General features: G+C 60.0%; 20 protein-coding genes. 10 read left to right on the top strand and 10 right to left on the bottom strand.

All coding sequences use genetic code 11. The annotated features are described in order from the left end of the window. Nucleotides 1-111: 111 nt before the first annotated feature. The 6 genes from Q1A63_RS05070 to Q1A63_RS05045 all read left to right on the top strand — a co-directional run bounded on the left by Q1A63_RS05070 (nucleotide 112) and on the right by Q1A63_RS05045 (nucleotide 6,536). The gene (locus Q1A63_RS05070) at nucleotides 112-1,110 is read left to right on the top strand and encodes a BMP family ABC transporter substrate-binding protein (RefSeq protein WP_298970307.1); all 999 of its coding nucleotides are present in this window, start codon (nucleotides 112-114) and stop codon (nucleotides 1,108-1,110) included. A gap of 64 nt (nucleotides 1,111-1,174) precedes the next feature. Further along, nucleotides 1,175-2,701: an ABC transporter ATP-binding protein gene (locus Q1A63_RS05065; protein WP_298970309.1), complete on the top strand. Its 1,527-nt coding sequence runs from the start codon at nucleotides 1,175-1,177 to the stop codon at nucleotides 2,699-2,701. A gap of 3 nt (nucleotides 2,702-2,704) precedes the next feature. Continuing rightward, entirely contained in the window at nucleotides 2,705-3,799 is a 1,095-nt protein-coding gene (locus Q1A63_RS05060; protein WP_298970311.1) for an ABC transporter permease, read from the top strand. Then, nucleotides 3,799-4,767 carry an ABC transporter permease gene (locus tag Q1A63_RS05055; protein WP_298970313.1) on the top strand — a complete coding sequence of 323 codons (969 nt, stop codon included), beginning with the start codon at nucleotides 3,799-3,801 and terminating at the stop codon, nucleotides 4,765-4,767. The genes Q1A63_RS05060 and Q1A63_RS05055 overlap by 1 nt, the downstream gene beginning before the upstream one ends. Nucleotides 4,768-4,863: 96 nt before the next feature. After that, nucleotides 4,864-5,778: a sulfite exporter TauE/SafE family protein gene (locus Q1A63_RS05050; protein ID WP_298970315.1), complete on the top strand. Its 915-nt coding sequence runs from the start codon at nucleotides 4,864-4,866 to the stop codon at nucleotides 5,776-5,778. Next, nucleotides 5,778-6,536, top strand: a complete 759-nt coding sequence (locus tag Q1A63_RS05045) for a TIGR02186 family protein (RefSeq protein WP_298970317.1) — start codon at nucleotides 5,778-5,780, stop codon at nucleotides 6,534-6,536. Before Q1A63_RS05050 ends, Q1A63_RS05045 begins: the two co-directional genes overlap by 1 nt. 30 nt (nucleotides 6,537-6,566) lie before the next feature. Here the strand turns inward: Q1A63_RS05045 and Q1A63_RS05040 are convergent, their stop codons facing one another. The 7 genes from Q1A63_RS05040 to Q1A63_RS05010 form a co-directional block, all read right to left on the bottom strand. Continuing rightward, entirely contained in the window at nucleotides 6,567-7,268 is a 702-nt protein-coding gene (locus Q1A63_RS05040; protein WP_298970319.1) for an SDR family oxidoreductase, read from the bottom strand. Further along, nucleotides 7,265-8,809 (bottom strand): AAA family ATPase, encoded by a 1,545-nt coding sequence (locus tag Q1A63_RS05035; RefSeq protein WP_299630918.1) that lies wholly within the window; start codon nucleotides 8,807-8,809, stop codon nucleotides 7,265-7,267. The genes Q1A63_RS05040 and Q1A63_RS05035 overlap by 4 nt, the downstream gene beginning before the upstream one ends. A gap of 53 nt (nucleotides 8,810-8,862) precedes the next feature. After that, nucleotides 8,863-9,501 (bottom strand): acyl-homoserine-lactone synthase, encoded by a 639-nt coding sequence (locus Q1A63_RS05030; protein ID WP_298970323.1) that lies wholly within the window; start codon nucleotides 9,499-9,501, stop codon nucleotides 8,863-8,865. Between the two features lie 115 nt (nucleotides 9,502-9,616). Further along, nucleotides 9,617-10,336 (bottom strand): LuxR family transcriptional regulator, encoded by a 720-nt coding sequence (locus Q1A63_RS05025; protein ID WP_298970325.1) that lies wholly within the window; start codon nucleotides 10,334-10,336, stop codon nucleotides 9,617-9,619. Further along, nucleotides 10,275-10,490 (bottom strand): hypothetical protein, encoded by a 216-nt coding sequence (locus Q1A63_RS05020; protein WP_299403497.1) that lies wholly within the window; start codon nucleotides 10,488-10,490, stop codon nucleotides 10,275-10,277. The genes Q1A63_RS05025 and Q1A63_RS05020 overlap by 62 nt, the downstream gene beginning before the upstream one ends. A 218-nt stretch (nucleotides 10,491-10,708) precedes the next feature. Continuing rightward, nucleotides 10,709-11,989 (bottom strand): crotonyl-CoA carboxylase/reductase, encoded by a 1,281-nt coding sequence (ccrA, locus tag Q1A63_RS05015; RefSeq protein WP_298970327.1) that lies wholly within the window; start codon nucleotides 11,987-11,989, stop codon nucleotides 10,709-10,711. Between the two features lie 148 nt (nucleotides 11,990-12,137). After that, the gene (locus Q1A63_RS05010) at nucleotides 12,138-13,505 is read right to left on the bottom strand and encodes a 1-acyl-sn-glycerol-3-phosphate acyltransferase (protein ID WP_298970328.1); all 1,368 of its coding nucleotides are present in this window, start codon (nucleotides 13,503-13,505) and stop codon (nucleotides 12,138-12,140) included. Between the two features lie 45 nt (nucleotides 13,506-13,550). On the opposite strand from Q1A63_RS05010, the gene Q1A63_RS05005 reads away from it, so the two are divergent. From Q1A63_RS05005 to deoD, 4 genes are all read left to right on the top strand, one after another. Next, nucleotides 13,551-14,138, top strand: a complete 588-nt coding sequence (locus Q1A63_RS05005) for a GNAT family N-acetyltransferase (protein WP_299630914.1) — start codon at nucleotides 13,551-13,553, stop codon at nucleotides 14,136-14,138. Nucleotides 14,139-14,242: 104 nt separating this feature from the next. Continuing rightward, nucleotides 14,243-16,210 carry a protein meaA gene (locus tag Q1A63_RS05000; protein ID WP_298970330.1) on the top strand — a complete coding sequence of 656 codons (1,968 nt, stop codon included), beginning with the start codon at nucleotides 14,243-14,245 and terminating at the stop codon, nucleotides 16,208-16,210. Nucleotides 16,211-16,317: 107 nt separating this feature from the next. Then, nucleotides 16,318-16,635 carry an H-NS histone family protein gene (locus tag Q1A63_RS04995; RefSeq protein ID WP_298970500.1) on the top strand — a complete coding sequence of 106 codons (318 nt, stop codon included), beginning with the start codon at nucleotides 16,318-16,320 and terminating at the stop codon, nucleotides 16,633-16,635. Between the two features lie 4 nt (nucleotides 16,636-16,639). After that, nucleotides 16,640-17,344, top strand: a complete 705-nt coding sequence (gene deoD / locus Q1A63_RS04990) for a purine-nucleoside phosphorylase (protein WP_298970332.1) — start codon at nucleotides 16,640-16,642, stop codon at nucleotides 17,342-17,344. A gap of 2 nt (nucleotides 17,345-17,346) precedes the next feature. Here deoD and Q1A63_RS04985 read toward each other — a convergent pair whose 3' ends face one another. The 3 genes from Q1A63_RS04985 to Q1A63_RS04975 are packed head-to-tail and all read right to left on the bottom strand — an operon-like array spanning nucleotide 17,347 to nucleotide 19,156. Further along, a complete protein-coding gene (locus Q1A63_RS04985) occupies nucleotides 17,347-18,189 on the bottom strand; it encodes a DUF1989 domain-containing protein (protein ID WP_298970501.1) in 843 nt (280 codons plus the stop codon). A 33-nt stretch (nucleotides 18,190-18,222) separates the two neighbouring features. Beyond that, nucleotides 18,223-18,435 (bottom strand): hypothetical protein, encoded by a 213-nt coding sequence (locus tag Q1A63_RS04980; RefSeq protein WP_298970334.1) that lies wholly within the window; start codon nucleotides 18,433-18,435, stop codon nucleotides 18,223-18,225. A 7-nt stretch (nucleotides 18,436-18,442) separates the two neighbouring features. Beyond that, nucleotides 18,443-19,156: a hypothetical protein gene (locus Q1A63_RS04975; RefSeq protein WP_298970336.1), complete on the bottom strand. Its 714-nt coding sequence runs from the start codon at nucleotides 19,154-19,156 to the stop codon at nucleotides 18,443-18,445.

The raw sequence follows: 19,156 nt of genomic DNA, 5'->3' as shown, positions 1-19,156 counted from the left end.
TCAGCTAGGCCCTAAATTGCGCAGGAACAGAAAATATCTGCTCACTTGGGCGGCGAAGGGCTGTGAAAAGCTCCGCAAGCGCTCCAAAATCACAACCTGGGAGACACCTGAATGACCCTTATGCATAAACTTCTTGGCGCAACTGCGGCATTGGCCTTGTCGGCGGGCGCGGCACTGGCCGAGCCTGCGCTAATCTTCGATCTTGGTGGCAAGTTCGATAAGTCCTTCAACGAGGCCGCGCACAACGGTGCCTCCCGCTGGGCAGAGGAAACCGGCGGCACCTACCGCGAGATTGAATTGCAATCCGAGGCCCAACGTGAGCAGGCGCTGCGCCGCTTTGCCGACGCTGGCGCCAACCCGGTCATCACCATGGGCTTTGCCATGGCCGACCCGCTGGCCACCGTCGCACCTGACTATCCAGACACGAAGTTCGTGGCGATCGACGTGACCTGGCTCGACACGCCGAACGTCCGCCAGATCGGCTTTGCCGAGCACGAAGGCTCCTACCTCGTCGGTATGATGGCCGGCATGGCGTCGGAAAGCGACACCGTCGGTTTCATCGGTGGCATGGACATTCCGCTGATCCGGCACTTCGGCTGCGGCTATGCACAGGGTGTGAAGGCCGTGAAACCTGACGCCACAGTGATCGCCAATATGACCGGCACGACCCCTGCGGCGTGGAATGACCCGGTAAAGGGGTCCGAACTGACCAAGGCACAAATCAGCCAGGGCGCTGATGTGGTCTATGCCGCGGCGGGCGGCACGGGCGTGGGCGTTTTGCAGACGGCTGCGGACGAAGGCGTCCTCTCCATCGGTGTGGACAGCAACCAGAACCACCTGCACCCGGGCAAAGTGCTTACCTCCATGCTCAAGCGCGTGGACGTCGCCGTTTATGACGCGCTGAAAGCCGGGGCCGACCTTGAAACCGGCGTCTTCACCCTGGGCCTCGCCGAAGAAGGCGTGGGCTATGCGCTGGACGACAACAACGCACCGCTCGTCTCCGACGAAATGAAGGCCGCCGTGGACGACGCGCGCCAGAAAATCATCGACGGTGAATTGGAGGTTGTCTCCTACTACGCGAATGACAGCTGCCCCGCGCTGCAATTCTAAGCATTGAAAAACATAAGCCGCGCCCTTCGTGGGCGTGGCTTATGCAAGACGAAGGGGGTGGTGCATGAACGAGCAGGCACCGGCGATTGAACTCAAAGGCATTTCAAAGGCCTTCGGACCCGTACAGGCCAACAAGGATATCTCGATCCGGGTCATGCCCGGCACGATCCACGGGATTATTGGCGAGAACGGCGCGGGTAAATCGACCCTGATGTCGATCCTCTACGGCTTTTACAAAGCCGATAAGGGCGAGATTTTCATCAGCGGCAAGAAGACCGAGATCCCCGACAGTCAAGCGGCGATTGCGGCCGGCATCGGCATGGTGTTCCAGCACTTCAAACTGGTGGAAAATTTCACGGTGCTCGAAAACATTATCCTTGGGGCAGAAGATGGTGGTTTACTGAAACCCTCACTGGCCAAGGCGCGCAAAACGCTGCTGGAGCTGGAGCATGAATATGGGCTCAACGTCGATCCGGACGCGGTGATCGAAGATCTGGGCGTGGGCATGCAGCAGCGTGTCGAAATCCTAAAGGCGCTCTACCGGCAGGCGGATATTCTCATTCTGGACGAGCCCACTGGCGTTCTGACCCCCGCCGAGGCCGACAAGCTCTTTCGCATTCTCGACCGGCTGCGCGAAGAGGGCAAAACCATCATCCTGATCACGCATAAACTGCGCGAGATTATGGAGGCCACCGATACGGTCAGCGTCATGCGGCGCGGCGAGATGACGGCAACGGTCAAGACCTCCGACACCTCCCCGGCAGAGCTGGCGGAATTGATGGTGGGCCGCAAGGTCCTGCTCCGCGTCGACAAGACCCCGGCGGCACCGGGCGAGGTTGTGCTTGATATCAAAGGCTTGCGCGTCGTTGACGAAAAGGGCGTCGAGCGCGTCAAAGGCATCGATCTGCAGGTGCGCGCCGGGGAAATCGTCGGTATCGCCGGGGTCGCGGGCAACGGACAATCCGAATTGCTCGAAGTGCTGGGCGGCTACGCCGATGGCACCGGCAGCATCCAGGTCAGCGGCCAGCCGCTTGATCTGAGCGGCGCGAAGTCAGACGGGCGCACCCGACGGGCACGGGGCATCGCGCATGTGCCCGAAGACCGCCAGCGCGAAGGGTTGATCATGGATTTCTCCGCCTGGGAGAACACCGCCTTCGGCTATCACCGTGATCCCAGCTATCAGTCCGGTATGCTGCTGAACAACACGGCCATTCGCGCCGATACCGAGGCCAAGATGGAACGGTTTGATGTGCGCCCGCCGAACCCGGCACTGGCGGCGAAGAACTTCTCTGGCGGCAATCAGCAAAAGATCGTGCTGGCGCGGGAAATCGAACGCAACCCGGACCTGTTGCTGGTGGGGCAACCCACGCGTGGCGTGGACATCGGGGCCATTGAATTCATTCACCAGCAGATTGTCGCCCTGCGCGACAAGGGCAAGGCCATCTTGCTGGTGTCGGTGGAGCTGGAGGAGATCCTGGGCCTCGCCGACCGCGTCGCGGTGATGTTCGACGGCCATATCATGGGTGAGCGGTTGCCTGCAGAGACCGATGAGAAAGAACTCGGCCTGTTGATGGCCGGTATGGAGACCTGAGCGATGGAAGTGATGCCAAAATGGGCCGAGGTCATCCTTGTACCCCTGATCTCGCTGGTGCTGGCCGCCATCCTCTCCGCGCTGGTGATCCTTGCGATTGGCGAGGACCCGGTCGAGGCGGTCAACCTGATGGTCACCGGCGCTTTGGGCAGCACCTATGGCTGGGGCTACACGCTCTATTACGCGACCAATTTCCTCTTTACCGGGCTGGCGGTTTCCGTCGCCTTTCACGCCGGGCTCTTCAACATTGGCGGCGAAGGTCAGGCGATGCTGGGGGGTCTGGGTGTCGCACTGGCCTGCCTGCTGATCCCCTGGCCGCATTGGACGCTGGCGCTTTTGGGCGCGACGGTGGCCGCAGCCCTCTTTGGTGCGGCATGGGCGGCGATCCCGGCCTTTTTGCAGGCAAAACGCGGCAGCCACATTGTGATCACCACCATCATGTTCAACTTCATCGGGGCGGCCGTGTTGAACTACGTCCTTGTGAACGTGATGCGCCCGCCGGGCAGCATGGACCCGGCCACCGCGCGCTTTCCTGAAACGGTCCACCTGCCCACGCTGCACGAGATGCTCGCACCGATTGGCATCAATTTCTCCAAAGCGGCCCCGGCCAATGTGACGTTTGTGATTGCGCTCCTGGCCTGCGTGCTGGTCTGGTTCCTGCTCTGGCGCACATGGCTCGGGTATGAAATCCGCAGCTATGGCAAATCGGAGCCCGCCGCCAAATACGGTGGCATTTCGCCTGTGGCCATCACCATGATCGCGATGATCATTTCCGGGGCGCTGGCGGGCATGATGGCCATCAACAACGTCATGGGCGAAGCCGAACGCTTGGTCCTGAACGCGGTCGAAGGAGCCGGGTTTATCGGGATTGCTGTGGCGCTGATGGGACGCAGCCATCCTTTCGGCGTCTTTCTGGCCGCCATTCTCTTTGGGTTTCTCTATCAGGGCGGTGCCGAGCTTGCGTTGTGGACGTCGATCCCGCGCGAGCTGATCGTTGTCATTCAGGCGCTGGTGATCCTGTTCACCGGAGCGCTCGATAACATGGTGCGCATGCCGCTGGAACGGCTGTTCCTGATGCTGCGCCGGGGAGATGCCTGATGGATTTTCTCACCCTCATCCAATTGCTCGACAGCACCGTCCGTCTGGCCACACCGCTGTTGTTGGCCTGCCTTGCCGGGTTGTTCTCTGAACGGGCCGGGATTTTTGACATCGGGCTGGAAGGCAAGATGCTGGCGGCGGCGTTTTTCTCTGCCGCCATTGCGGCCCTCACCGGGTCGGTGTGGATCGGCCTGATGGCAGGCATCGCCGCCTCGATGGCCTTCAGCCTGTTGCACGGGCTGGCGTCGATCACCTTCCGCGGCAATCAGCTGATCTCGGGCGTGGCCATCAACTTCCTCGCCGCCGGGTTGACGGTGCTGATCGCGCAGGACTGGTTCAGCCAGGGCGGGCGTACGCCCTCGCTCATGGGCGGCGCGCGGTTTGAGCCGATCACCCTGCCCTTTGCCGAAGCTTTTGGTTCCGTGCCATTGATCGGACCAATTTACCGGGAGCTGATCTCCGGCCATTCGATCCTTGTCTACATCGCCTTTGCCATGGTGCCGCTGACCTGGTGGATCCTCTTCCGCACCCGTTTCGGGCTGCGCCTGCGGGCCGTGGGTGAAAATCCGGCAGCCGTGGATACCGCCGGCGTCTCCGTCGTCGGCCTGCGGTATGCGGCTGTGATGATCTGCGGCCTGCTCTGCGGGATCGCCGGGGCCTATCTCTCCACCGCGCTTCAGGCGGGTTTTGTCAAAGACATGTCAGCGGGCCGCGGTTTCATCGCGCTGGCCGCCTTGATCTTTGCAAAATGGCGTCCCTGGTACGCGCTTTATGCGACGCTTCTCTTTGGTCTCTTCGGCGCGCTGGAAACCCGCCCTGACGTGATCCAGGCGATTTTCGGCATCAAGGTGCAGGGGGCTCTGCTCGGCGCGCTGCCCTATGTGATGACCGTCATCATTCTGGCAGGGTTCGTCGGCAAAGCGATCCCGCCGCGCGCGGGCGGTGAACCATACGTGAAAGAACGTTAAGCGCATAAGGCCAGATTTGCGCATTGTGTCGGTCCTGATTGCTGCAGGGCAGCAAGGGGCATTGATTTTAGGTACGCCTGTGCTCTAACAGGGGTCATGCAAGTCTACCTCCCTATCGCCGAAGTTTCGGTCAACGCCTTTTTGTTGCTGGGCCTTGGCGGCATTGTGGGCATTCTGTCCGGTATGTTCGGTGTTGGTGGTGGCTTCCTGATGACGCCGCTGCTGTTCTTCATCGGCATCCCGCCTGCGGTTGCGGTGGCCACCGAGGCAAACCAGATCGTGGCCTCCTCTTTCTCCGGCGTGCTGGCCCACCTGAAACGAAAGACGGTGGACCTCAGGATGGGCACGGTGCTGCTCATCGGCGGGTTGGTCGGGGCAGCCCTCGGTGTGGTCGTCTTCAACTACCTCAAGGCGCAGGGTCAGGTCGATCTGCTGGTCAAGCTTTGCTATGTGGTGTTTCTGGGCGTGATCGGCGGGCTGATGTTCATCGAAAGCCTGAACGCGATCCGCAAAACCAAATCCGGCAAACCACCTGCGCGCAAGAAACACAACTGGATCCACGGCCTGCCCTTCAAGATGCGGTTCCGCGTATCGGGCCTCTATATCTCCGTCATCCCGCCCCTCCTGGTCGGGGTATCGGTTGGCATTCTGGCGGCCATCATGGGCGTCGGCGGCGGCTTTATCATGGTGCCCGCGATGATCTACCTGCTGGGTATGCCCACCAAGGTGGTCGTCGGTACCTCGCTTTTCCAGATCATCTTTGTGACCGCCTTCACCACGTTGCTGCACGCCACAACCAACTTCACCGTCGATATCGTGCTTGCGGTTCTGCTCCTCGTTGGCGGCGTGATCGGGGCGCAGGTTGGCACGCGCATCGGTGTGAAGATGAAGGCGGAACAGCTGCGCATTCTGCTGGCGATCATGGTGCTCGCCGTCTGCGGCAAGCTGGCACTGGATCTGCTTTTGATGCCGTCAGAGCTCTACTCTGTCGGCGCGTCGGACGGTCACTGATGCGCGCGCTGGTCCTTGTTTTCGCACTGATCGTCGCGCTACCCGCCGCCGCCGAGGACATCGTGCTGGGGCTGAGTAAGGATACCGTCTCCATCAACACCAGCTTTGACGGATCGGAAATCCTGGTCTTCGGGGCTGTCAAACGCGAGGCCCCCATCCCGGATGACCCGCGGCTGCAGGTCATCGTGACGGTGGCTGGTCCCGACGAGACCGTTACCGTACGGCGTAAGGAAAAAGTCCTGGGCATCTGGGTGAACACGGATGCGGTAGAGATCGACCGCGCCCCCAGCTTTTACGCCGTGTCGACCAGCACGGCACTGGGTCTTTCGCTGAGCAATACAGAGGACCTGCGCCACCGGGTGTCGATCCCCCGCGCCATCCGGTCGGTCGGTGCGCCAGATACGATCGCGGACGCCACTCGTTTCACCGATGCTCTGATCCGGATCAAGTCGCGCTCCAATCAATACCAGCTCAATGAAGGGACGGTCAGCGTTGATGAGCAGACCCTCTTCCGGACCGCAATCGAATTGCCCGCGGCCCTGACCGAGGGCGACTACGAAACCCGCATCTTCCTCACGCGCGGCGGCAAGGTCGTCTCGAAGTACCAGACCAGCATCTATGTGCGCAAAGTCGGGCTGGAGCGTTGGCTCTTCAAAATGTCACGCGAAAATGCTCTGCTCTACGGGATCATGTCGATTGGGATTGCCATCGCCGCGGGCTGGGCCGCCTCTGCTGTCTTCCGCATCTTCCGGGCCTGAGGACGGGGTGGCCTGAAAGCCCACCCTTGATCACCCGCGCCCGATGTAGGGCATATTCGTTGCCATCACCGTCATGAATTGGACATTGGCCTCCGGTGGCATCTGCGCCATGTGCAGCACCGACCGCGCCGCATTCTCCACATGCATGGTATCGGTGCCAGGTTGCGATTTCTTCAATTGTGCCAAAAGCTCAGTTTCCGCATTTCCGATGTCAATCTGCCCGCAAGCGATACCGAAGGGACGCCCATCTAGTGACAAGGTCTTGGTCAGCCCGGTCACCGCGTGTTTGGTGGTTGTATAGCAGATGGAATTCGGGCGCGGTACATAGGCCGAGAGCGATCCGTTGTTGATGATCCGACCCCCTTGCGGCTCCTGCCCCCGCATCCTTGTAAAGGCCAGGCGCGCGGCGATAAACATTCCGCCGATATTGACCTGCATCACCTGCGCCCAGGCATCCAGGTCGATCTCGTCAATCGTGGCCGCGGGCCCGAAGAGCCCGGCATTGTTGAACAGCACGTCCAGATGGCCAAAGGCCTCAAAAGCGGCCTGCATCCCGGCTGCATCTGTCACGTCGGCAGGCAGCGGCACGGCAGTGTCATACTGATCCGCCAGCGCTTCCAACCGGTCCGCGCGACGCGCGACGAGGCCTACCCGCCAGCCTGCGTCCAGAAACATCTCGGCCGTGGCATGACCAATGCCGGAGCTTGCCCCGGTGATGATAATCGATTTCATGTGTGATCCTCCGATTGGGGTTCCGCCAGCGTCAGAGGCGCAGCGGGCAGCGCGCGCAGGTCGTCCACCTGCAATGGTCCCGTTGGCATCGACAGACGGTTGCGCACGACCCAGATGAGCCGTTCCTGCGCGCGGGTGATGGCGACATAGGCCAGGCGCTTCCACAACGGCTGCCCGGCCTCTGAGCGACCCATACGTGCCGCGGCATAAAGGTCGGGCGCAAAAACCTGAACGGTATCCCACTGGCTGCCCTGTGCCTTGTGTATCGTGACCGCGGCGCCATGCAGGAAGGTCGCGCCCATGCGCGCAGCAAAGGGAATAAAGGGTTCTTCTTCGTCGGGTTTTTCGATCTTCACAATTGATGCGGCTGAGACCTGCGGATCCTCCGCGCCCATCACATGCAACCGGCTGAAGCCGGGTCTGCGCCCCTCGCCCAGATAGATCACCTGTGCGCCCTTGATCAGGCCACGCGCCTCCAGATCCAGCCGTTTCTTTCGATGCTTCAGAGGCAATTCCAACCCGTCACAGATCAACGGCTCGCCTTCGAGCAGTGCGTCTTCCGGCGCGCCATGCACCTGCCGGAACGCATTGATCAGCCGGATGCGGGTGGCATTGCGCCAGACCAGCACCGGGCTGCGCGCCATCAGGTCCACCTCGACCCGCTGGCCCCAGACAACCCTTTCATCGCCGGCCGCCGCCTGTTCCACCATCCGCTCAAATTGCTCAAACCCAAGATCGGGATCCCCCAGCGCATGGGCCAAATCGAGGATCGGGTTGTCCGCTTCCTGTCGGTGAATGCGGCTCAAGCTCAGCACGCGAGTCTCGGGCAGCTTTTCGAAAACCATCGTCCCGGATTGATTGACCGGTGCCAGCTGCGCCGGGTCCCCGAACAGCAAAAGGGTCGGAAAAATCTCTTTCAAATCTTCAAATTGCTTGTCATCAAGCATCGAGGATTCGTCAACGAATCCAATATCCAACGGCTCTTCGCGACGTTTCCACCCGGTGATGAAATCGGAGCCTCGCAAACCTGCGGCGGCCAGCGCGCCGGGGATCGATTTATTGGTCGCGTAAAAGGCCACCGCACGATCAAGCGCGATGTCTGTCAGCCCTTCAATCTCGGGCCTTTCGTCACTTCCTGTTGTCAGCCATTCGGCCAAACGCTCGTATTCCGGATCATAAACCGGTGTATAGAGGATGCGGTGGATGGTGGTGGCGGGAACCCCCCGCAGCCGCAGGACACTGGCGGCCTTGTTTGTCGGTGCCAGGATGGCCAGCGTGCGTTTGTCCCGTCGCTTCCGGGATTCGTAGTCGCCGGAGACAACCTCGACCCCTGCGCCCTCCAGCGCCTTGTAGAGCTCCGCCAACAACAGCGTTTTGCCGGATCCGGCCTTGCCCGTGATCGCCATGACCGAGGTGGCAGCGCTTTTCGGGGGCGTCAGCAGCTGGTCATCCAGATCGATGCCCGCACTGCGCAAAACATCCGTCACGCTGTCAAAGGCGGAAGCCTGATCGTCCGAAAATGTCAGCGCGGGGATGTTCATGGCGCGACCCTACAGGGGCCGCGCGTCAGGGACCAGATGTGATGGGCGCGGAATTAGCCCGCGCAGGCCAGAGTGCGCTGAGATGCCTGGCCAAAAGCACGCTCAAACCACAGGCGCGACAGTTCCAGAGAGACCCCTGCGCGGGTCGCAACCTTGGCCTGCGCCTCCGGAGCGAATTCCCACAAGCCAATGCTGATCGCATCGCGGCCTTTTCCTTCGCTGCCCAGCACTTCAGGAGAAGAGCCGATCATGCGGTAAATGCGGACCATCCGGGCGTCGAAGACGCCAACGAAGTGCCGAACCCCGAAACCATTCATGATCTCTCCCCCGCCGAGCATCAGTGCCGCGGCAACACGGCTTGGAGCGTCACGGTTCAGGCAAAAACGGGTGCATTCCCAGATCGCCGGGCTGGTGATCGTGCCACCGCCCATCAAATGCGTGAAGTGGTCGTTGACCATCGTCTGTTCGGTTGTCGGCAAGAAGCGCATGGAGCCGCCATGTGTGCCGTCAGGCATTTCCCAGATGACATAGAGCGGATTCATCGCATCGTATTCATCGCGCTCAAAACCCGCGCCATCGACGGACACATCCCACCCCAATCTGGTTTTGAATTGATCCGCGCGATCTTTAAACATCGTCTTTGCAAGTTTCGGATATTGATTGAGCTGATCTGCGTAGATGTAACGGAGCATTTGAAATTCCTTTGGTCAGGTCGAGGCGTGAACAAAGGATTACCTTGAGGATGTTTAACGTCAGCCAACCCGCACGTGCGTGTTGGTAACGATTGGCTCCGCGAATTGCGCTAATTTAGACGACAATAAGCCCGCGGCTGAGCGCTCTGGCGACTGCGTGCGTGGTGTTTGACGCCCCCAATTTGAAGCGTGCGCTTTCAATATAGACGCGCAGCGTGTGCTCAGAAATCGAAAGCGTTTCAGCAACTTGCGCTCTACTATAGCCTATCGCCAGCAACGTCATGGCGTCGATCTCGCGCGGTGACAGCGGCTGCGATTGTTCGGGCGTTCGATTCGGTTCGAACTCGAGCGCCTTTTGGTTAAAATAATGCGCGATCAGGATCAGTTCGCGCCGGTTCGTTTCAGTGAATTCCTCCCATTCTGCATCCTCGCAGGTGTGATTCACGGTAAAGAGGGCGAACTGCCCATTAGGGCCCCTGATCGGAATTGAGTACCCCTGATTGCCGATACCATGCGCGATTGCCTCTGCCTGAAAAGCGCGAACGGCCTTGCCCGACCAATCCAGTTTTTTCCAATCGACCGGATGGAACCGTTTGTAACATCCGGCAATGACCGGATCGATGCGGATATAATTCTGTTCCTGATAGTGCGCGGCCCATTCCAGAGGGTAGGTGCCGTAGCCATATTGTTCGCCGGCGCTGTCGACCCAATGGTACACCATGTTGTCGACCTGAAAGTATTTCTGAAGCTCAAGTATAGCTCCCTGGATGGCCTCAAGCGTGTCCGCCTGCTCCAGCTCCGCCAAAACCTCCTCCACCGTCGCGTTCGTTGCCATTTACCGTGCCTTGCGTCCTATCGTGAAGAGCGGCGATCTCGGCAAGAGCAACAATTGCGGTGTCATCCAACTGCTCGGCAAGTACCGGCAAGTCGTTTGCAGTCGCAAACGTTTTCAAGTCCGTCAGAACGTCCAAAATCCAATCACTTCGCATAGCAGACTCGCCTCTTAAAGGTTAATGAATGATTAACACAACCATAACATGTACTAACAGGCGCTGAAAATTCGCAGTTATTTACTCCCCAGAAATAGTGAGTGTCGGATTTGTAACCCATTGATACTAAAGAGCGACACACGCATAACGGGAAACGCCCGCTGAACCATTACCTGATTCGCGGGCGTTAGTCTGTGTAAAAGCGACTCGTAAAGATGTTAACGACGCGCCTCAAGAGCGTCTTCAAACGTGCGCAAACCTGTCGTTGGCGCCTGCACCAAAACCGACATATTCCCCGGTTTATGCTCGTTGCGCATCATTTTCATATGCGCCTGCGGCAGGTCAGCCCAGGTGAAGACTTCAGACATACAAGGGTCAAGGCGCCGCTCCAGCATCAGCTTGTTCGCTGCCGAAGCCTGCTTGAGATGGGCAAAGTGGCTGCCTTGCAAACGCTTCTGATGCATCCACATATAGCGCACGTCGAACGTCAGATTGAAGCCGGTGGTCCCCGCGCAGATCACGACCATGCCGCCCTTTTTCACCACAAAGGTCGACACCGGAAAGGTGGATTCTCCAGGGTGTTCAAACACCATGTCCACATTCACGCCCTTGCCCGTGATGTCCCAGATCGCCTTGCCGAACTTGCGCGCCTCTTTGAACCACTCAGCATATTCAGACGTGTTGACCGTGGGCAATTGACCCCAGCAGTTGAAATCCTTTCGGTTCAGGACGCCTTTGGCGCCCAGTTCCATCACGAATTCCCGCTTGCTTTCGTCCGAGATTACCCCGATGGCATTGGCACCCGCGGTATTGATCAACTGGATCGCGTAAGACCCCAATCCGCCCGATGCGCCCCAAACCAGAACGTTCTGGCCCGGCTTCAGATCGTGCGGCTCGTGACCAAACAGCATCCGATAGGCGGTTGCGAGCGTCAACGTATAGCAGGCCGCTTCTTCCCAGGTCAGATGCTTGGGCCGTGGCATCAGCTGCTGGCTCTGTACCCGGGTGAACTGCGAAAAGGATCCGTCAGGGGTTTCATATCCCCAGATGCGCTGGCTCGGGGAATACATCGGGTCGCCGCCGTTGCACTCCTCGTCATCGCCATCGTCCTGATTGCAGTGGATGACCACCTCGTCGCCGACCTTCCAGCGTGTCACGCGGTCACCCACCGCCCAGACAATGCCTGAGGCATCGGAACCGGCAATGTGATAAGGCTGCTTGTGACCGTCAAACGGGCTGATCGGTACGCCAAGTGCTGCCCAGACACCATTGTAATTGACCCCTGCGGCCATCACCAGAACGAGCACGTCCTGGCTGTCCAGTTCCGGCACGTCCACAACTTCCTGCAGCATTGCCTTGTCGGGGTCACCGTGGCGTTCGCGACGGATTGCCCACGCGTACATCTGTTTGGGCACATGGCCCATTGGGGGCATTTCCCCCATTTCATAGAGGTCCTTTTCCGGCGCCTCATAATGCGCAATGCTCGTGTCCAGTGCCATGTCAATCTCCAGCGTAGATCGTCGTACCCATTCAAACATGCCGCAATGCAGAATCGCGGCGCTACTTGGTTTGAATAGGCACTGTTGCGCAACATTGCAACATCTTGAGCGTCATTTTTGTAATTTTATGACCGAGCAGTCGCAGAATTTATGCTGCGGTCGCATCATCCCGAAAGCGGTGCGTGATCGAATTCGCGTAGAACGATAAGACACTCATCTGATCCGGGATCACCTGCCAGCCGCTGGCAGTTTCCTCGATCACCTGGTGTTTCTTCATCTGCATCAACGCCTGCGCGACAGCCTGCGGCAGGTTTTGCGATGTGTCGTTTGGCATTTGATCGCCGACAGATGTCGCTGCCTCCTGCACCTGCGCTGTCAGATCCTCCTGGGAAATCGGCCCCGTCTGCTGTGACAGCACATGGGCAACCAATGGCACCGCAAGAACCGGCATCGCATCCTCTATCCGCTGCATCAGGCGCGTGGCCAGGGTCTCAACGGGTTCATCCGCACCAAAACTGCGCAGCGACAGCGGCTCGCCAAAAACCACGGCAGCCGTCCCGAAACGCGTGATCCGCCCGCGCAGCCCCTGCCAGAACTTGCCAAGGATGAACTTTACCACCACCGAAATACGCGCGCCAAAGCGGCGGTCCCCGCGCGCGGCGGCGGCGATCAGAACCCGGTCTTCGAGCACGCGATCATAATTGATGGCCACCGGGACAAAGACAACATCACGCCCCTCGGGATCATGCCCTTCCAGTACATAGGTCAGCAGGCCCATCCGCGCCGGCATCAATCGCCCGTTCAGGCTCAACCCACCTTCGGGAAAAATTGCCTGCGCCACACCGCCTGCGGTTGCCATCTGGACGTATCGGGCCAGCACCTTGCGATAGAGCCCGCCCCGCGACTTGCGCCGGATGAAATAGGCGCCCATCATCTTGATCAGGCGGCTCAGCGGCCAGACCCGCGCCCATTCACCGACTGCATAGGACAAGGCGGAGGTTTGCGCCGCCAGATAGGTCACCAGCACGTAATCCATATTGGAGCGATGGTTCATGATGAAGACAACGGTCGCGTCCTTGGGGATGGACTGGATCACCTCGTCGTTTTTTGGCCCGGTCCAGACGGCATAGATCGACCGGACCAGCAGGCGCGCCAGACGCGTGCCAAATCCAAAATAGGTAAAGGCGCTGAAGCTCGGCACGATCTCGCGCGCGTAGACCCGCGCCCGCTCAAAGGCCACGTTTTCCGGCACGTTATTGGCCTTGGCGTGATTGACAATCTCGCGGGTCACCTCAGGGTCATAGATCAGGCGCTGGATCATGTCGTAGCGCCGGGCCAGCTTGAACGGCTCGATCGGGCGGGTCAGACGTTCGTTCAACCGTGCCACCGCGCGCTCCAGGCGACGCCGGAAAAACCACCGCACAGACGGAAACAGAAAGTGGGATGCAAAGGTGACGGCCGCAAAGAGCACAATCAGCACAAAGAGCCAAAGGGGAAGTTCAACGACCTGCGTCATGGGCCGACCCTTGCAGGACCGGAGGGCAAGGACAATATTAAAAGGATGGAATACGCGATCTCTCGGGGCTTTGCGCCGCATGAACGCAGCACCGTTGCAACACTTTACTGGCAGGCTTTCGGGTTCAAGCTTGGACGTGTCCTGGGACCGGATGTCAGGGCAAAACGGTTCCTGTGCCGCGTTCTCGACCCCGACTTCGCCCTTGTCGCCCGCGATGAGGCGGGTAGCATTCTGGGCGTTGCCGGGTTCAAGACGCGGCAAGGGGCCTTGGTCGGCGGCACCTACGAAGACATGAGGGCAATTTATGGTGCGTGGGGTGGATTGTGGCGTGGGACGGTCCTGTCGATCCTCGAACGTGACCTTGATCCGGGTATCCTTTTGATGGACGGCATCTGCGTTGCAGAAAACACCCGTGGTCTCGGTCTGGGCACAGCCTTGTTGGAGGCGATCAAGACGGAAGCCTGCGCCTTGGGGAAATCCGGCGTGAGGCTGGATGTCATTGACAGCAACCCGCGCGCGCGTGCGCTCTACATCAGACGGGGGTTCGAGCCGCAGAAGACCGAAACGACGGGTCCGTTTCGGTATTTGTTTCGGTTTGATGCTGCCACACAGATGCTTTGGCGCGATACCTGAGAATAACCGCCTTCGCCGCAACGCAGCGAATTGACATGGGCATAATATTCCAAGTATCAGTCTTGTGACGAAATAAAATTACCAAGTTGATTCACGAGGTCCGCATGTCAGACGCCCGCAAAGACCGTCCCTGGTTGATCCGCACCTACGCGGGGCATTCAACCGCGCAAGCTTCCAACGCGCTCTATCGCTCCAATCTTGCCAAGGGGCAAACCGGCCTTTCCGTCGCCTTCGATCTGCCAACGCAGACCGGATATGACAGCGATAATGTGCTTAGCAGAGGTGAAGTGGGAAAGGTCGGCGTCCCCGTCGGCCATCTGGGCGACATGCGCACCCTCTTCGACCAGATCCCGCTGGAGCAGATGAACACCTCGATGACGATCAACGCCACGGCCCCCTGGCTGCTAGCGCTTTATATTGCGGTGGCCGAAGAACAGGGCGCCGATGTCTCCAAGCTGCAAGGCACGGTGCAGAACGATCTGATCAAGGAATACCTCAGCCGCGGTACCTATATCTGTCCGCCCGCCCCCAGCCTCAAGATGATCGCGGATGTGGCCGAGTATTGCTATACCAACGTGCCGAAATGGAACCCAATGAATGTCTGCTCCTACCACCTGCAAGAAGCCGGTGCGACGCCGGAGCAGGAACTGGCCTTCGCACTGGCCACGGCCACGGCGGTGTTGGATGCGCTGAAACCCCGCGTGCCTGCAGAGGATTTTCCGGCGCTGGTCGGTCGGATTTCGTTTTTCGTGAACGCGGGCATCCGTTTCGTGACCGAGATGTGCAAGATGCGCGCCTTTGTGGACCTCTGGGACGAGATTTGTCTGGAGCGCTACGGAGTCGAGGACCCGAAGTTCCGCCGCTTCCGCTATGGCGTGCAGGTGAACTCGCTGGGCCTGACCGAACAGCAACCTGAGAACAATGTCTACCGCATTCTGATCGAAATGCTGGCCGTAACGCTCAGCAAAAAAGCCCGCGCCCGCGCGGTGCAGCTGCCCGCGTGGAACGAGGCGCTCGGTCTACCGCGCCCCTGGGATCAGCAATGGTCGATGCGGATGCAACAGATCATGGCCTATGAAACGGACCTGCTGGAATTCGACGATCTCTTTGATGGCAACCCCGCCGTTGACGCCAAGGTCGAAGCGCTGAAAGACGGCGCGCGCCATGAGTTGGCGACCCTCGACGACATGGGCGGCGCCATTGAAGCGATCGACTATATGAAAGCGCGGTTGGTCGATAGCAACGCTGATCGTCTGGGCCGGATCGAGGCGGGTCAAACCATCGTCGTCGGGGTGAACAAATGGCAGCAGGGTGAGCCTTCACCTCTGATGACCGGCGATGGCGGCATCATGGTGGTCGATCCGGCGGTCGAGGCGGAACAGATCGCGCGGCTGGACGCCTGGCGCGCAGATCGTGACGCGGAAGCCGTCAAGACGGCGCTCGCCGATCTGCGCGCTGCAGCGACGGAGGGGCGCAACGTGATGGCGCCATCGATTGCGGCAGCCAAGGCGGGTGTCACGACCGGCGAATGGGCGGCGCAAATGCGTGCCGTGCATGGTGAATATCGCGGGCCGACCGGTGTCTCCGGCGCCCGCTCCAACAAGACCGAAGGGCTCGACGATCTGCGCGATGCGGTGGACGTGGTCAGCGACAAACTGGGGCGGCGGCTGAAATTCCTCGTGGGCAAGCCGGGCCTCGACGGCCATTCCAACGGCGCCGAACAAATCGCCGTGCGCGCGCGCGATTGCGGCATGGACATCGCCTATGAGGGCATCCGCCTGACGCCCGCAGAAATCGTGACCGCGGCACAGGAAGACGAAGCCCATGTGGTGGGCCTGTCGATCCTGTCGGGCTCGCATATTCCACTGGTCGAAGACCTGATGGCGCAAATGCGCGCGGCAGGGCTGGGTCATGTCCCGGTGATTGTCGGCGGCATCATCCCTGACGATGATGCGGACCGGCTGCGCGCGATGGGCGTCGCCCGGGTCTACACGCCCAAGGATTTCGAGCTGAACACCATCATGATGGACGTCGTGACGCTGGCCGATCCGCAGGCTGTTGCCGCCGAATAACCTGCCCTGAAAAATGCGTTGAGCGCCAAGCCCTTGTATCCTGTCGGGAGATAGTTGTATCAACCGCCGACTATAAAGGGGAATAGGCCGTGGCGAACCTGACTAAAATGAACCGCAAACAGCTGGAAAAAGTGATCAAGGATGCTCAGAAAGCGTTGAAAACGCTGGAAAATAAGGAGCGTCGCGAAGCGAAAAAAGCCGCTGAAGCGGCAGCAGCAAAGTTCGGCTTTAGCCTTGCGGACCTGACAAACGGCGTTGCGTCATCGCCAAAAAAGAAAGCAAAAACCGCTCCAAAGAAGGTGCGTGAGCCGAAATATGCCAATCCGGCAGACGCGGCTCAGACATGGAGCGGGATGGGGCGTCAACCCGCTTGGTACAAAGACGCGGTCGCGGCGGGCATTGACCCCAAAACCCTGGAAATCTAACCGGATGACGATCCATATTGGCGCCGCCCCCGGCGATATCGCCGAGACCGTTCTGATGCCCGGCGATCCCTATCGCGCGCGATGGGCGGCGGAGACCTTTTTGCAACATGCCAAGCTGGTCAATGAGGTACGGGGCATGCTGGGCTTCACCGGCACCTATAAGGGGAACCGCGTAACCATTCAGGGCTCAGGCATGGGGATGCCGTCGCTCTCGATCTACGCGAATGAGTTGATATCGGAATATAATGCCCAGACCCTGATCCGCATCGGGTCCTGTGGCGGGATGCAGGCACATGTAGCTGTGCGCGATGTGATCATTGCCATGTCCGCCACGACCATCACCTCGCCATCGTCAGGCATTTTCAAGGAAGTGAATTTCGCGCCGACGGCCAATTTTGATCTGCTGTCCGCCGCCGTTGCCGCAGCCAAGGCCAAGGACACCACAACCCATGTCGGCGGCATCTATTCATCGGATGTGTTTTACGCGGAACGGCCCGATCTGGACGAACAGATGGTGCGGCACGGTATCCTCGGCGTCGAAATGGAAGCGGCCGAGCTTTACACATTGGCTGCACGCCACGGGCGTCGAGCGCTTGCCGTTCTAACCGTAAGCGATCACCTGCAAACGGGCGAGGCGCTCCCGGCGGCGGATCGCGAAAAGACCTTCGGCGACATGGTGGAGATTGCGCTCGACGCAGCCTTTGCCTGAGGTCACACCCCGTGTGATTGATCGTAACCGTTGATGGCGGGTGGTTGCCACCCTGACAATGCCCCCCCAGCGGGGGCAAAGACCTCCACCAACAGCGGATGGCAGGCGGCGGTATCGCTTGAATGCTCGGAGGAACAATCGCCCCCCGGGCAGGCGCTCAGATTGCCAAGCAGGTCAATCTCCGCGAAAAACTCCAGATAATCCCCCGGACGCACCGGTGAGGCCTTCATGAAATATTGCCCTGTGTCCCGGATAAAGCCGGTGCACATGAAAACGTTGAGAACGTCATGCACATGCGGCTCGGCCTCTGCCTTTGAAACATCCAGATGATCGGCCAGGGCGCGGGTCAGGTTGGAATGGCAGCAATGATGATACTGTCCGCCGGATAGCAGGTTGTGGGTATAGGGATCACACCGTGTCCCGATCACATCGTGCACGGACCCGCCGAAGGGATCGGTCCCATACCAGCCAAGCGTGTCGTGCGTCACGGTTGCCATCGGACGCAAATGCGGAAAGCCAGACCACATGCGGTGTCCGGTGGTGATATGGGTGCCGTGCAGCGCGCGGGTTTTGCCGGAATAGAACCGCTCGTTCACATCACGCGCGTTGAAAAGGTTCAGGTCGCCGACCTGCGGCCCTTCGACACTGGTGATGCGAAAGAAATGCCCCGCAGGCACCTGAAAACAGCGAGCCTTACGCGGCGGGACCCGCACTTCATCCAGCTTTTGTACTGCGCGGCGCGCGCGGTGATACAGCGCCATGTCAGGTGCAGGCAGGGTGTCTACCGGATAGCAGATAACGGGTTTGACGGCGCGGCGCGCCTCGGCATCGGCAGGTTCGGTCAAAACGGACACGTCCTTTTCACAAGATTTGCACCATCAAACAGGTGGCAAATGGGATTTGCAATCGCGCGGCGGCCCTTTCTGCGCGGTGTAGGCTTCGGCCCCGCAGGCTGCGCATTTATACTTGCGAAGGTTCCCGCGGTCGCCGGTGCGGTCTTCGCGCCAGCGGCATCTTCGCGTGGCCCGGTTGCGTCGTGCATAGAGCGCGACGACGATGAAAGCGACGATCAGGCCAATGACAATGTGCATAACGCCCTCAGATCAACAGATGCCCGGCAAGTCCAACGCTAAACCCCAAGATCGCGCCCAACGGCGGCAGCATCGTGTTCTCTAGCGGGACTTCCGGCGCGATGTCCTGAAACATAAGATAGATGATCCCGCCTGACGCCAGCATCATGACCGCACCGATCACCGGATCATAGGTCGCAGGCAGCAACAGACCGATGCAGGCCGCCAAGGGACCAAGGGGCACCATCAGGAAAAACAGCCACAAGGGGGGGCGTTTTCCCGACGCCTCGGACATTTCCCGCATCGCGTTGAACCCCTCGGGCAGGTTCTGCAATGCGATCAACAATGCGACCAGCAGCGCCGTCTCGAGGTTGCCGGTGATCAGCGCCCCGAGCGCCATGGCTTCGGGCAGATAGTCCATCATCATCGCAAGGAACTGCGCGAGCTTGCCACCGCTGGCGGCGACGGCACGGTCAATCAGCGCAAATCCAATGCCACCCGCCAGGAACCAGCCAAGGGCCGGCAAAGCAGACAGGCGCGCGCTGCCTTCGGGCAGCAAAACGAGTGCAACAGCGGCCAGCAGCGCACCGGCGCCAAAGGCGACAACACCGTGGCGAAGTTCACTCCCGAGCCACTCCGGGAAGACGTTGAACCGCACGACCGCCAGGCTGGCGCCCAGCGGGATCGACAGCCCTGCCAGCGTTGCAAGCCCCAGGGCGGCCCAATGCGGCGCAATCTCCAA

The sequence above is a fragment of the uncultured Roseobacter sp. genome (assembly GCF_947499265.1).
Classification (GTDB): domain Bacteria; phylum Pseudomonadota; class Alphaproteobacteria; order Rhodobacterales; family Rhodobacteraceae; genus Roseobacter.
The sequence above is the reverse complement of the archived record's forward strand: the minus strand, read 5'-3'. Positions and strand labels throughout refer to the sequence as shown.